Here is a 12686-nt window from a genome sequence, read left to right on the forward strand (position 1 = left end):
ATGAACTGGTGGTTTCAATTTCCCAAAGCATCTTTAAAATGGTTCTTTGTTGTGAATTTAAAAACTTTTTATTCCAAAAAATCCAACTAGTTAGACTTAAGCAAGCCTAGTGCATAAGCGGTGCTAATATCCTAATCCTATGATATTGTTGAGCAATCGCACGTTAGTTCAAAGGCATCTTTTGAACTATTAATGAATAAATGAAATGAGGATGATCATGAAAAAGAACTTAATTTTAGCTAGTTTACTTATTGCGATTTTGCTGAATGGCTGGGCCATTGTTTTTCTGGCACTCCCTTTTTACAAAGCCGCACTGGTGATTGGTGGGGCATCCCTCATCATTATGACAATAGTGCATGAACGTTTTGTGTTTTTGCATGCTATGATTGTCACTCTGACTTACGGCGCATTTTTGACTGGATATTCTTTTTATTATCAGCAGCCGGCCGAAATGCAATTGCTGTATGCATATGATCACCTGTTGCTGACCAGTTTGATGGTGCTGTATTGGGTATTGCTGAACTTCCTTAAAAAAATTGGCTACGAAAACACCGAATTAAAACAGCAAGTTGAGTTGCTTCAAAAATACCGAGGCGTTACCAAAGTCTTGACACTTTCGGAATTTGAAGAGCAATCCAAGTGGCTGTTGAACTCGAGTGCGCGAAACAATGAACAAGTTTGGTTTGTTGAACTGGATATTAGCTCAACGAATAACCGAATGAAAGCTATTTTGCAGGAAGATCTGGAGCATTTGGCATTGCAAACCATCCGCCAAAAGTTTGATTTGATCACGAGCAGCAACGGGGTCATCTACCTTCTATTGAAAAACACTCATGCTGAGGGCGTTCAGCGGGTATTGGATCGGTTCCACGAAAAAGTACAGGCAGATCTTAATTTTGTCGATCCACCCTTTACGTCTATGAAAGTGCAGATAGACGATGCCGATCATTTGGCCAGTTTGGTGGAGGCCACATGATGTCTTCTGTGATTTTAGTCATCATGATCTTTTTCTGGCTGCTGCTGATTTTTTATTCGTTAATGACCCTTTCCGGCATTTGGTACCGCTTGACCTACAAAGATGCGGAACCGCTTGAAGCCTACCCAAGTGTGGCTTTGCTGATTCCTGCCCACAACGAAGGCGTAGTGCTGGAAAACACTTTGCATGCTATGGCCCGCCTTCAGTACAAAGGCAAACTCGATATTTATGTATTGGATGACAACTCGAAAGACAACACCGCTGAAATCGGAAAAGATTTTGCCCGTGTGTTTTCCAGAATTCATTACATTCCCGTGCCGCCAGGATCTCCTTCCGGCAAATCACGTGTGTTGAATTACGGATTGAGCATTTCAGATTCGGACTACTTTGTTGTTTACGACGCAGACAACGAACCCGAATCCGATGCCCTTGAGAAATTGGTGCGGTCGGCTGAAACAACGAAGAACGCCGCGGGTGCCGTCGGCTATGTAAAAACCAAAAATGCCGAGGCCAATACCCTGACCCGCATGATTGGTTTAGAATTCCAAGTGTTTCAGCTGCTGATGCAATGCGGCCGCTGGAGAATGTTCAAACTGGGTTCGCTTGCCGGAACTAATATGCTGTTGCGGAGGTCGGTGCTGGAAGAACTCGGCGGCTACGATGTGTTCGCACTGGCAGAAGATGCGGAATTGACCGTCCGCCTGACCGCCAAAGGCTATTTACTGCCGGTTGTGCCGACGTCACGGACGTGGGAACAAGAACCCGAACAAGTCAAAACCTTCATTAAGCAGCGAACGCGTTGGCTGACCGGCAATATTTACTTGTTGGAAAAATCCTTGATGGATTTGACGCATTGGAGAGGAAAGACTTTCTTCCTCAGCCTTCAGCACGTATTGACCTATCTTATTTTTGTTGTGGTGCTGCTGTTCTCGGATATTTTCTTTATTATGAGCATTGCCGGTTACCAATTGCCCAATATGCAAGCTCCTTTGCTCATCTTGTGGTTCATGAGCTATATTGTGTACACAAGCCAGTTGCTCAGCGCTTTAGTCGTTGACCGGAACGTTTCGCTGCGAAATGTGCTGTATGTATTCATTATGTATTTTACGTATGCCCAGTTGTTTATCATTCTGTTGATTCGCAGCTTTTCCACTTACGTGTGGAGCCGCATCCGCGGCACTACCATTGCTTGGGACAAAACCAAGCGCTTTAAGGGGGTTGGCTGATGAAAAAAGGGATTTTACTGTTATTTCTTCTATTAATGATTGGCGGGTGTGGAAACATGGAGTCTGTACAAGAACAAGTAGAAGAAAACTATACAAATTCCGATGGCCTGATTCATGCCTATCCACAGGATCCGGATTCTGAATATTTATCGGAAAGCATCGGCTTGTATATGGATTACTTGCTGCTCGCAGAAGACGAAAAAAGATTCCAAGAACAGTACGAGCTATTGGAACAGCATTTTGTGGAAACAGAAAATGGATCTTCTTTCGTACTATGGCGCTTGAACGAAGGTGCAGCGACCAACGCCTTAATCGATGATATCCGCATCATTGCGGCTTTAGAACGTGGAGCGGATCTATTCGGCAATCAAGAGTATGCAGCTATGGCAGCCAACCTGAGCCAAGCCATCTCCACGGTCCAAGTTCATGACGGCTACACCGTAGATTTGTACGATTGGTCATTTGCTGTGCCCGCCCAACGGTTGACCTTAAGTTACTTAAACACATCTGAGGCCATTTCCGAGAAGTCGATTGAACTGTTGAAAAACACCGATGCCACCCGTATATTTTTCCCGGAGTATTATGACACGAGTGAGGAAACCTACTTGAATAGCGACGAAGTCCACCTCATCGACCAACTGCTGATCGCCTTGAACCGGGAAAAAGCAGGCCAACATTCGGAGCTATTTTTTACTTGGGTCAAAGAAGAATGGACAAGTGAACACCAACTGTATGGCCGCTACAACCGGGAAACCAGTGAACCAAGCGTGGAATACGAATCTCTCGCCGTCTATTATTATTTGCATTCGTATTTGTCGATCATGGGAGAAAACGAGCTGGCGGCTGAAGTCGTCCAGCGCGCGCAAGACATTGCTACAGAAGATATGTTGAGCGGGGCTCATTTTTTCGATTACATTCATTACCAGCTCTTGCTGGAGGAACAATAAGTTCAGTAAAAGACCGCTTAAGAGTTTGCCTCTTAAGCGGTCTTTTAAATTGTGTGGGAATTGTGTGGGTGCCAGGCACTACTCTACGCTAGTTAGCTCCGAGTAAATTGCCCCATCCGCTTGGATCCACTTCACAACCGCATAGCCCTCGACCATGTAATACTTGCCTCCGTCGGGCGTGGTGATTTCTACAGCGTTGGTAAATGTCCGGTATTCGGTTTCTACCTTTTGGTTTATGCCAGTGATGGTGTAATACACGGCATCTGGATTGTAGCCACCTATAAAGGTTTTGCCAACTTGAACCGGGTACACAAGATGCGTTTCGTATTCTGAATAAGGATAGCCGATCGCAAAAGCATTATAGGTTTCATACTCCAGCTCCGAATATCGTTCTTCGCCAATTTGCGTTTCCCAAACAAATTCTTCTCCACCTTCAAACGCAGGAACTTTGACAAACCGGTCCACGCTCACTCTTCCCTGATCTCCTTTATATGTGTAGGTTTTGGTTTTGTCCCGCTTGTAAGAGTCGGCAATGGACGCCTGGTTTTTGAACTCTGGCTCCAGTGCACGTGCCAGAAATGCAGAGAATTGGGCGCGCGTCACGTTTAACTGTGGACGGAAACTACCGTCCGGATAACCAATGGCGATATTTGCGGCAACCAATCGGCAAATGGCGTCATAATAGTAACTGACATCTGGCACATCTTTGATGTCATGAAAATATATAAAATTCAAATCAAATACTCGTGTGATAATTAACGCCATGTCACCGCGCGTAATAGCTTGATTGGGACGAAAAGTCCCATCTGCATAACCTAGCAAGTACCCTGCTTCAGCTGCTTCCGCAATATAGCCACTGGCAAAACTTCCAGCTGGCACATCACTAAACGGCGTCACTTTCTTTGTCCCATCCAATCCTTTGATCCGGCCAATCATCGTCGCCGCTTCTGCACGGGTCACGTTGGCCGCAGGTCGGATGCTGCCATCCGGATAGCCCGTTACAGCTCCCTTGTCAACCAAGTACATCATCTCGTCATAAAACGGATGGTTTTCCGGCAAGTCAGCCGCAGCTTGTGCAGTTTGGAAGTTAGAAAAAGCGAGAACCAGCGACAACACAATCACGATAAACATCCACGTTTTCTTCAATGCCAACACCCCTTTTTGCATTTCTCATAGGACTACTCCAGGCTCACCAATTCGCTTTCGATGACTCCTTGAGCATTAATGGATTTGATTGTTGAAAATCCTTCTGCCATATAATACTTAAAGCCATCTTCTGTGGTCACTTCTGTAGCGTTCACAAATTTTTTGTATGGCGTTTCTACGATTTTATTGACACCGGTAATCGTGTAAGTAAGGGTGTCATCTCCAAGTCCAACTTCGAAAGTTTTGCCGAGGCGAACCGGGTAAACGAGCACGGCATCGTACTCCGAATACGGGTAGCCAAATGCAAAAAACTGCTGATTTTCAAGCTCCAAGTATTCGTAGCGATCGCCGTCCACTTCTGCGGTCCACATAAAACCAAATGTCAGCCCGCCGCGGTCCGGCACATCCACAAACCGATGAACGGCTGTGGTTCCGTCTGACATGCGGTAGGTATAAACTTTGGTCTTATCTTTTTGGTAAGACCGGGCAATAACCGCATCATTTTTAAACCGTGGCTCTAAAGCTCGTGCCAAAAATGCTGAAAATTGGCCGCGCGTCACGTTCTGTCCTGGCCGGAACGTGTTGTCTGGATAACCAATGGTGATGTTCGCCGCCAGAATTTTGCTGATGGCCTCTGCGTAATAGGCGTTGGGCGAAACATCCGTGAAAGATACATTGAATGTAAATGCCAAGTCAAAAACCCGCTCCACAATTAAGGCCATATCGCCCCGGATAACTGGTGCTTCAGGGCGGAATGTGCCGTCTCCATAGCCACGCAAATAACCCGCTTCTGCTGCTTCTGCAATATAGCCGCTGGCATAATAGCCTGCTGGCACATCACGAAACGTTGTCGTTTTTTTCGTGCCATCCAGTCCTTTTAATCGGCCAATCATTACAGCCGCTTGAGCACGGGTCACTTCCGCATCTGGCCGCACTTTGCCATCCGCGTACCCAGTAATCACTCCTTTCTCCATTAAATAAGTGATTTCTTCATAGAATGCATGCTTTTGGTGCAAATCTGGTGCGGCAGCGGCAACAGGTAGGATTAAAACCAATGACAGCAGTACGACAAGCACACCCATCAGCTTTTTCACGGTCGTCACTCCTCCGTTATCTTGCTTCTTGCCTCTATTTTAACAGCTGAAAGTTGTGGTTACATCATTTATTTATTGAATATTCAGGAAATAAATTGTGTGTGTGCCTGGCACGCACACAATTCCCTCTTTAAAGAAAAACCCATAAAATTCCGACAACAAGGGTGACCCTTTCCTCTGAGTTCGTTACAATAATAGTAGAAGCACCCATCAAGGAGGAAACCCGATGTCGACATTACACGAGATTGCCCAATCAGACGATTACGGGCAATTTGATTTGAAAGAAGTATACCAAGCCGCACAATTGCTGCTGCAGGAGTTTCAAAAAACCCGCACTGCACCTTTAAAGCTTAACGCGATTATCAACCACTTGAAAAAACGCCTAGAAGGTCAAGCCTCATATCCGTTGGCGATTTTATTGGAAACGAGCCAAATGGGCATCATGCACCAGTTGCAAAAAGATTGGAACAGCCCGATGAAGCAACGCCAGTTGTTCTTGTTTGAAAGTTTGTATGCCCAGTTTCGCACGAAAGTGCCGGCCACTATTTGGAATCAAATTTGCCTGAACTATGCTGAGGCGTTGATTTACGTCGGCCGCTCGCTTGACGGGCTGGACGTGTTGGAGCAAATGACCGAAGCGGAAAATGATCCGTCTTACGAACGCAAAGACGCCGAGCGCGGCTGGGGACTGTTGTTCTACTCGACGTTCCTGCAAGACAAAGACCAACGAGCCGAAGCCCTTCACTTGTCGCGTGACTTGATCAAACAAGGCATGGATAAAATTACGACTGCAAACGGACGCGCCCTGTACGAAGACCGCCTGAAGCTTGCGGTGAAAATGCTGGAGGATATCGGTCCGGTTGATGTGACCGGCAACTACAAGCCGAACTTTTTCGATGGCCGCGAGCGCGAGTACCGCGATTGGTGCGCCAAACAGCACCTGTTGTTGAACGACGACAACGAAATCGATCCGGTGGGCACGATGAAAACAGACACGCTCATCTACCGACACAAAGATCCGGAAGACAAAGAACGCGGCTTTTTCCTCGAAACCTTTATGAAATCGATTGTGTCGGAATACACGACGCTTCGCTGGAACTTGTTTGAAGCGTTGGAAGAAGAACCGAGTCCGGAGCGCAACGAACGCCTCAAAACCGTTTACCGCCAGTCGTTTTCCTTATTCACAAAGTCTGCCCAGTTTATCAGTCATTACTACCAGCTGGAAATGAAAGATTCGCGTGCCGGCATGCAGCGCATTTGGTTTGAAGGCGAACAGCCGAAAAATCCGCTAAAGCCATTTATCCGCGACACCAAAAACGGTGCGCTGAAAGCCTTGTTCTGGCATTCCAAAGAACTGTTCGGCTACGAGCAATCCAATACGCAAAACCTTGCCACTGTCCGCGCGCTGCTGTTGCGCGACCAGATGGAACGCAGCTTTGTCCAAGTCATCACCAAGCAAGACGAAATCGCCAAAACCGGTGAACTGCGCAAGCACCAGATGACGCAGATTGAGCTCGAACGCATGGCTTTGTCGAATACTTTTAAAGCGCGCAACGCGCTGATGTATTTAGGATTTGCGATTGGCTTGGAGAAGAAATAAATTGTAGTGGAAAGCATCCCGAGGGTTCCCTGGGATGCTTTTTTTGTGTAGTTTTTTGTTTTTAACCCGGGTGTTCTTGGTGCTTACCCGGGTGTTTTTTTGGTATACCCGGGTGTTCATTCAGACAACCCGGGTGTTCGCCATTTCTACCCGAAAACCCCCTCTTTCCACCTCTATACCATTCACAGCAATCGCAACCACTGGAACAAAGAAGCAAACACAAGCGTCATACTCAAAATAATCACATTTTCCCTCCGTCGATCTATTATTAATCAAGAGCAGGATTTCTTGTAAAAAAATAAATGTTACAAATATTACAGAAAGATGTTTTATTCGTAACATTTATGGTTATAATAGGAAATAAGAAAATTATTTTATTTGGAGGAGTGATGTAGTGAAAAAGTTAAGCATGGGTATTGTGTTGATGTTATTTGTCGGGGTGTTTGGTTCTGCCGCAAGTGCTGCAACGGATTTGAAGCAGGGTCATGGTTTTTATGATGAGATTACATATTTGATGGAAGAAGAAATTATGAACGGATATCCGGATGGAACGATCCGCCCTGATGCGGTCGTGACACGCGGAGAAGCGGCGATCATGATCGGCCATATGAAGAAATTGGACAGCACACAGCGAGATTCCATTTTTACAGATGTAACAAAAGGCCAAAAAGCGAGTGGGTATATTGCCGAGGCTCAAAAAGCCGGTTATATCACGGGATATCCGGATGGCACATTCCGTCCTTATGAACCGATCACGCGCGGCGACATGGCGATTATTTTATCACGGGTATTCCCGACACCATTTTCAGTGACAGCCGACTTTACGGATCTGTCACCGAACATGAAAGCATACAAAGCGATTTCAGATATTTTGTCAATCAACATCACAATTGGTTACGAAGACAACACGTATAAGCCATTATCTTACGTGACACGTGGACAGTTTGCGGCATTCCTGGCACGCGGACTGGAACCGGCATTTAAGAACGATGCACGGATTCCCAATTCGTACATGAAGGATAAGACCAAAACTTATACGTATAATACCGCAACACACGGAATCGAAACACATACGTACAAATATGCGAATGGTACGGCTGCTGAACCGATTGGCTTTATCTGGTCACGGGCAATCCCAAGTATCGATGAAACATACCTGTACGGTGAAGTGGAAACTAGAAAAAATCTGATTCAAGCGCATCCAGTGGTCGATATTTTCGACACGCCGCTTCTAGCGTACCCAATTAAAGTCGGCACCACTTACAGCATCAATCCACCACCACCTGGCTCTCAAGTGGCAGACGATGTCACCCATACCATTACACAGATTGGCGTAACGTTAAAAACACCTTACCGCACATTCACCAATGCCGTTGAAGTGACGGTAGAATTCGGTTACAAAGAATACTTTGTCGAAGGTTTTGGAAAAGTGAAAGTCGTTAACAGCAACGGAACGATTTTCGAATTGACTGATGTGAATTAAAGAAGTTTTCCCACAAAAAGACAACCGGCTCGTCAAAGCCGGTTGTCTTTTTGCCGTTATGCAGATTATTTGCACGGTTAATACCTCCCGCCAGTGTCACTTTTGCACCCGTGAATGGTCCAATCACTGATCGACCGAAAATAAAGAGAAGGCGCTGAAATCCAGCGCCTTCTCTTTATTCAGTTAAAAATCATATGCCGCTTCTTTTTCTTCGCGGATTTTCGTGAACGTTTCCGTCAACACAACGGTGTCTTCTGCCAAGCGTTCGAGGCGGAACAGCACGTCGTGGTTGATGATTTGTTTTTGGTGGAAATCTTCTTCCTGGATAAACACAAAAGTTTGCACCATCTGCGCTTTCATGTAAGCCAAAATTGGCTTGAGCTGTGTGTCAGCCACCATGTAATGCTTGGCCGAGCCAGCTGTGATCAGCATGCTGACCACTTTGTCGCGGAATGCATTGACCGGCAGCAAATCAAAAACGTTTTTCAACGCCGCCGGAATCGAGGCTTGGAAAATCGGCGTGCCAATGACGATGGCATCTGCTTCCATGATGGTTTTCGTCACAAAGCCTGTGTCCCCTTGGTAATCCAAGTAGTTGCGGCCGTCGCTGAACTCCATTTTGTAATCGGCCAAATCAATCAAGGTCGTTTCGGCATCTGGGTATTTGTCTGAAATCGCCTGAAGGGTTGCTGTGACAGCGACTCTTGTTTTCGAACCGATTTGCGAACCGGATAATCCCACAATTTTCATCTAGACCTCTCCTTACTTTTTTGCTGTGTATTTTTTGATGGCCGGCAGGATTTCCGTGCCGATCATTTCCAAGTTCTTTTTGATGTTGTCCATCGGCATGCCGCCAAAATCGATTTGGGCGACGTAGCGCTGATGGTTAAATACTTCGTGCTGATACAGGATTTTCTCGATAATTTGTTGCGGGCTGCCGATGTTCATGATGTTGTGCGGATCCACGCCTTGTGCGAACAATTGCTTCGGGAATCCCCCGCCGTTGGTCTTTTTCATGCCCTCGTTAATGTGCGGATATAATTCTTTCAATGCTTGTTGGGAATTTTCAGCCGCGTAGAAAAAGCCGGCCGTGGCGATTGGCAATTGCGCCGGATCGTGTCCGCCTGCTCTCGCTGCTTCGCGGTAGCCGTCCACCGTGTTTTTAAATTGCGACGCGGCTCCACCTAAATGCGCCATAAACATCGGCACACCTGCGTACCCAGCCTTCATCGCACTGGCCGGTGTTCCGCCCACTGCCCGCCAAATCGGCAGCGATCCATCAACCGGACGCGGCAGCACTTGTGCATCACGCAACGGCTTGCGGAACTCGCCGCTCCAATTGACGATTTCGTTTTCATTGATCAAGCGAAGCAAATCAAACTTTTCTTCAAACAAATCTTCATAATTGTGAAGATCATAGCCAAGCAAGTCAAACAGGCCAACACGTGAAGCGCGTCCTGCCACAAGCTCAGCGCGCCCATCAGAAATCAAATCAAGCGTCGCAAAGTTTTCGTAGACGCGAACCGGATCGGACGTGCTGATAATCGTCGACGAACTGGCAATTTTGATTTTCGAAGTCGCTTGTGCAATGGCCGACAGCAACACCGCATGCGCTTGTGTCGCGAAATACTCCTGATGGCTTTCCCCTACACTAAAGAAATCAATGCCCGCTTGTTCGGCAAGCACCGCGTAATCGATAATGTCATGAAGCCGTTGTTTAACAGAAATGCGTTCTCCTGTTGCCGGGTTTGGAAGATGGTCCCCCAGCGTATAAATGCCAAATTCCAGTCCGTTGTCCGGATTGATGCGATATTTTTCCATAAAGTAAATCCACCTCTCTAAATAAATGCCTCTACCCTTTAGTATACCCATTATCCTTTTTCTTTATAAGTACGCACTTTAAAGTGGTATAGTATACAAAAAGATACTGAGGGGGAACCAACTGTGGAAAAGAAACCAGAAAATTGCCAAGTCGAAGACGCACTCGGCATTCTTGTCGGAAAATGGAAACCGGTCATCTTGTTATTTCTGCTGCAAGAAGGCACCAAACGCTTTAGCGAACTCAAACGCAAAATGCCCGGCATCACCCAAAAAATGCTGACCAAACAACTGCGCGAACTGGAAGACGAAGACATCATCCAACGCGTCGTCTATGCCCAAGTGCCGCCGAAAGTCGAGTATTCCATGACCGAGTATGGCCGCAGCCTCGAGCCTGTTTTGGATGCCATGCACGACTGGGGTGCGAAGCATACGGTACGGAAGATGGTGAAGGCGGATCAGGTGAAAAGTTCGTAATTGAGCGAGAATTGAGCGGGTGCCTGGCACCCGTTATACAAAATCCTTATTGTGAGGCGATCCAATCATGGGAAAAATTAAAGGAAAAGAAGAAATTTTCAACACTCCTGCCAACTTATTTAAAGGGTGGGAAGGTGTAGGCGGAAGGCTTGTCATTACCGAAGAGATGGCGGTCTTCACCCCGCATAAAATCAACTTCCAAACTAAACAAGTAGAAATCAGATTGGACGCTATTGTTGAAGTAGGAAAGCGAAATACACTAAAGCTTGTCCCCAACGGGTTTTATATCAAAGACATGGAGGGGAAAGAGTACAAGTTTGTGGTGTTTAAAAGAAATAGGATCATTGAGTATTTAAGCCACTTGATAGGGAAAGCTTAAATATTCCATGACCGAGTATGGCCGCAGTTTCGAGCCCGTTCTGGATGCCATGCACGACTGGGAAGCCAAGCATACGGTACGGAAAATGATGAAGCCAGACCAGGTGAAGAGTTCGTTTTGGATAAACAGATGGCTGTGTGGCTTGTACGTTCGGAAACGATGCCAACTCTAAGAAAAAACCATTCCAACACTCTGGAATGGTTTTCTGCTTTTTAACAGTCCAATTAACAACCTGATTTTTCCCAGTGTCAATGTCCACTATATACCGTCGCCTTAAATGCTTATCGCTCGCAAGCAATCAAATCTTTATCACGATCGCTTTTTTTATTCGCATCGTACAGGGCTTTGGAAACAAACGGCTTGTACTTTGATGTGCCGCCTTTGTTCTTCGCTGTTGAAGTGCGGGCAATGCCACCTTTATACTTTTTATTGATCTCTGTACAGTTGGCATACGTCTTTGCTTTTGCTTCGGCAGCATCCGCTGGCATAGGTGCTGTGCTGACCGTAAAACTGATGGCCACCGTTAAAGACATAATTGCAAAACCAATCTTTTTCATCATAAACTCCTCCTTTTTCAACTACTCCCATTGAAATTTCATATTACTAACTTTAATAACAATGAAGTAATATCATCCAAATATTGTTAGCCAATTTAGTGTATCAGTTATTTATGCTCACGACTATAGACTCAAAAAGATTATTTAAAATACAGTACCACTTAATAAATTTTCACCATTTTGCTTCCGCTTTTATTGAGATTTAACTACTATACACATGTTATGTTAATCAGTAGTTCTATTATATCCAGCACAACTTCCCCGTTCTATCTGCATATAAAAACCGTATCCATTCTCTGGATACGGCATCTTTTGCATACAGGTGCCTTTTAGCGAGTGGCTACTGGCAATAAGCTCAAAGAGCAGCTAGCTTAGTCACCTTACTTTTCTGGCCCTTGCACTCCCACACCCACATAATTCATCCCGTTTTTTCCTTTTGTCAGATGGTAGCCAATACCTCTTTCCATCACTTGCCCTTCAAACTCCATGGTCTGCACTTGCATTTTGTAGCGCAGTTCGTAGGCCCGTTGGATTTTTTTGCTGAACGTGTGGAGGCTGACATCCAGAAGAATGGTGCTGCCGTTGCTCAGTTCGACTTTTGTATGGCCGGTTTTCGAGCGTCGGTAACTTTTCACATGCCGCAGTGACAGCCAGACGCAATCTTCCCGGAATGGCGACCGGCAGGGAAACAGGATGATATCACGTTCTTTGTCCAGAATGACCGGGTTCATGTTCTTTTTATCCAACAGGGTTCGGGCTCCGTCCAATGCGCCTCTCAAACTCGAACCGCGGAAGCGTAAATTCGTATCAATCAAGTTCAACGGACTTAATCCAGCCTTGGTTATTATTCCATCGCTTTTGCAGATCAATGAATTCAAAAATCCGTCACCATCAAATTCCGGCAAGATGATGATGGTCTCGGAACTGATGGCGTACTCGGGTTTCATCTCACAATTTTTACTTATTTTCTGTCTCATTTAGAA

Annotated in this window: 14 protein-coding genes; 8 read left to right on the top strand and 6 right to left on the bottom strand. The window is 45.9% G+C overall.

The window, feature by feature from the left end; all coding sequences use genetic code 11:
• The first annotated feature begins 217 nt into the window (after positions 1-217).
• Genes AC4EG4_RS04460 through AC4EG4_RS04470 form a run of 3 tightly spaced genes read left to right on the top strand, consistent with a single transcriptional unit; the run spans position 218 to position 3149 of the window.
• Positions 218-976 (top strand): hypothetical protein, encoded by a 759-nt coding sequence (locus AC4EG4_RS04460; protein ID WP_490987022.1) that lies wholly within the window; start codon positions 218-220, stop codon positions 974-976.
• Positions 973-2202 carry a glycosyltransferase family 2 protein gene (locus AC4EG4_RS04465; RefSeq protein ID WP_490987023.1) on the top strand — a complete coding sequence of 410 codons (1230 nt, stop codon included), beginning with the start codon at positions 973-975 and terminating at the stop codon, positions 2200-2202. Before AC4EG4_RS04460 ends, AC4EG4_RS04465 begins: the two co-directional genes overlap by 4 nt.
• A complete protein-coding gene (locus tag AC4EG4_RS04470) occupies positions 2202-3149 on the top strand; it encodes a hypothetical protein (RefSeq protein WP_490987024.1) in 948 nt (315 codons plus the stop codon). Before AC4EG4_RS04465 ends, AC4EG4_RS04470 begins: the two co-directional genes overlap by 1 nt.
• A gap of 78 nt (positions 3150-3227) precedes the next feature.
• Here the strand turns inward: AC4EG4_RS04470 and AC4EG4_RS04475 are convergent, their stop codons facing one another.
• Entirely contained in the window at positions 3228-4295 is a 1068-nt protein-coding gene (locus tag AC4EG4_RS04475; protein WP_490987025.1) for an S-layer homology domain-containing protein, read from the bottom strand.
• Positions 4296-4327: 32 nt separating this feature from the next.
• Complete coding sequence (locus AC4EG4_RS04480; protein ID WP_490987026.1) at positions 4328-5389, bottom strand: S-layer homology domain-containing protein; 1062 nt, start codon at positions 5387-5389, stop codon at positions 4328-4330.
• 226 nt (positions 5390-5615) lie between these two features.
• On the opposite strand from AC4EG4_RS04480, the gene AC4EG4_RS04485 reads away from it, so the two are divergent.
• Both AC4EG4_RS04485 and AC4EG4_RS04490 read left to right on the top strand, forming a co-directional pair.
• Complete coding sequence (locus tag AC4EG4_RS04485) at positions 5616-6989, top strand: LA2681 family HEPN domain-containing protein (protein WP_490987027.1); 1374 nt, start codon at positions 5616-5618, stop codon at positions 6987-6989.
• A gap of 394 nt (positions 6990-7383) precedes the next feature.
• A complete protein-coding gene (locus AC4EG4_RS04490; RefSeq protein ID WP_490987028.1) occupies positions 7384-8472 on the top strand; it encodes an S-layer homology domain-containing protein in 1089 nt (362 codons plus the stop codon).
• A 183-nt stretch (positions 8473-8655) separates the two neighbouring features.
• Here the strand turns inward: AC4EG4_RS04490 and AC4EG4_RS04495 are convergent, their stop codons facing one another.
• Positions 8656-9222 (bottom strand): NADPH-dependent FMN reductase, encoded by a 567-nt coding sequence (locus AC4EG4_RS04495; protein ID WP_490987029.1) that lies wholly within the window; start codon positions 9220-9222, stop codon positions 8656-8658.
• Positions 9223-9234: 12 nt separating this feature from the next.
• Positions 9235-10293, bottom strand: a complete 1059-nt coding sequence (locus tag AC4EG4_RS04500; RefSeq protein ID WP_490987030.1) for an LLM class flavin-dependent oxidoreductase — start codon at positions 10291-10293, stop codon at positions 9235-9237.
• A gap of 123 nt (positions 10294-10416) precedes the next feature.
• Here AC4EG4_RS04500 and AC4EG4_RS04505 point away from each other — a divergent pair, with 123 nt between their 5' ends.
• The 3 genes from AC4EG4_RS04505 (at position 10417) to AC4EG4_RS04515 (ending at position 11318) form a co-directional block, all read left to right on the top strand.
• The gene (locus AC4EG4_RS04505) at positions 10417-10767 is read left to right on the top strand and encodes a winged helix-turn-helix transcriptional regulator (RefSeq protein WP_490977505.1); all 351 of its coding nucleotides are present in this window, start codon (positions 10417-10419) and stop codon (positions 10765-10767) included.
• A 67-nt stretch (positions 10768-10834) separates the two neighbouring features.
• Positions 10835-11146 (top strand): GRAM domain-containing protein, encoded by a 312-nt coding sequence (locus AC4EG4_RS04510; protein ID WP_490987031.1) that lies wholly within the window; start codon positions 10835-10837, stop codon positions 11144-11146.
• A 7-nt stretch (positions 11147-11153) separates the two neighbouring features.
• Positions 11154-11318, top strand: coding sequence for a hypothetical protein (locus AC4EG4_RS04515; protein ID WP_490987032.1), 165 nt, complete (start codon positions 11154-11156; stop codon positions 11316-11318).
• Positions 11319-11427: 109 nt separating this feature from the next.
• Here the strand turns inward: AC4EG4_RS04515 and AC4EG4_RS04520 are convergent, their stop codons facing one another.
• Complete coding sequence (locus AC4EG4_RS04520) at positions 11428-11634, bottom strand: excalibur calcium-binding domain-containing protein (RefSeq protein WP_490987179.1); 207 nt, start codon at positions 11632-11634, stop codon at positions 11428-11430.
• 449 nt (positions 11635-12083) lie between these two features.
• Entirely contained in the window at positions 12084-12680 is a 597-nt protein-coding gene (locus AC4EG4_RS04525) for a competence protein ComK (protein ID WP_490987033.1), read from the bottom strand.
• Positions 12681-12686 lie beyond the last annotated feature (6 nt).

Source organism: Planococcus sp. TJ-201, from assembly GCF_058268495.1.

Bases quoted from the DNA above. Each gene is read 5' to 3' on its own strand.
- AC4EG4_RS04460 (WP_490987022.1), top strand. From the start codon at position 218: ATGAAAAAGAACTTAATTTTAGCTAGTTTACTTATTGCGATTTTGCTG.
- AC4EG4_RS04465 (WP_490987023.1), top strand. From the start codon at position 973: ATGATGTCTTCTGTGATTTTAGTCATCATGATCTTTTTCTGGCTGCTG.
- AC4EG4_RS04470 (WP_490987024.1), top strand. From the start codon at position 2,202: ATGAAAAAAGGGATTTTACTGTTATTTCTTCTATTAATGATTGGCGGG.
- AC4EG4_RS04485 (WP_490987027.1), top strand. From the start codon at position 5,616: ATGTCGACATTACACGAGATTGCCCAATCAGACGATTACGGGCAATTT.
- AC4EG4_RS04495 (WP_490987029.1), bottom strand. From the start codon at position 9,222: ATGAAAATTGTGGGATTATCCGGTTCGCAAATCGGTTCGAAAACAAGA.
- AC4EG4_RS04500 (WP_490987030.1), bottom strand. From the start codon at position 10,293: ATGGAAAAATATCGCATCAATCCGGACAACGGACTGGAATTTGGCATT.
- AC4EG4_RS04510 (WP_490987031.1), top strand. From the start codon at position 10,835: ATGGGAAAAATTAAAGGAAAAGAAGAAATTTTCAACACTCCTGCCAAC.
- AC4EG4_RS04515 (WP_490987032.1), top strand. From the start codon at position 11,154: ATGACCGAGTATGGCCGCAGTTTCGAGCCCGTTCTGGATGCCATGCAC.
- AC4EG4_RS04520 (WP_490987179.1), bottom strand. From the start codon at position 11,634: ATGCCAGCGGATGCTGCCGAAGCAAAAGCAAAGACGTATGCCAACTGT.
- AC4EG4_RS04525 (WP_490987033.1), bottom strand. From the start codon at position 12,680: ATGAGACAGAAAATAAGTAAAAATTGTGAGATGAAACCCGAGTACGCC.